A 518-nucleotide genomic window follows, 5' to 3' on the forward strand; every position below is an offset into this window, starting at 1 on the left:
TTTGCCAGAACTTGACCACGTTGCACGTCTTCACGCTTGGTGCCGCGCAGCAGCAGACCAACGTTGTCGCCAGCTTGACCTTGGTCCAGCAGTTTGCGGAACATTTCCACGCCGGTGCAAGTCGTTTTGACGGTATCGGTGATACCGACGATTTCGATCTCTTCGCCGACTTTAACAATGCCGCGCTCGATACGACCGGTCACAACGGTACCGCGACCCGAGATCGAGAACACGTCTTCCACTGGCATCAGGAAAGCACCATCAACAGCGCGCTCTGGCGTTGGGATGTATGCATCCAGCGCATCGGCCAGACGCAGCACTGCGTCAACGCCCATTTCGCCTTCTTTGCCTTCCAGCGCCATACGTGCCGAACCTTTGATGATTGGCAGGTCGTCGCCTGGGAATTCGTACTTCGACAACAGCTCGCGCACTTCCATTTCAACCAGTTCCAGCAGCTCTGCGTCGTCGACCAGGTCGCACTTGTTCAGGAACACGATGATGTATGGAACGCCAACTTG

At 56.2% G+C, this 518-nt stretch carries 1 protein-coding gene; it reads right to left on the reverse strand.

Annotated elements, in window-relative coordinates; all coding sequences use genetic code 11:
• A partial coding sequence (locus CSQ92_RS28525; protein WP_257219403.1) for an EF-Tu/IF-2/RF-3 family GTPase occupies positions 1-518 on the reverse strand: 518 nt, incomplete at both ends.

The sequence above is a fragment of the Janthinobacterium sp. BJB446 genome (assembly GCF_002735655.1).
Classification (GTDB): Bacteria; Pseudomonadota; Gammaproteobacteria; order Burkholderiales; family Burkholderiaceae_D; genus Janthinobacterium; species Janthinobacterium lividum.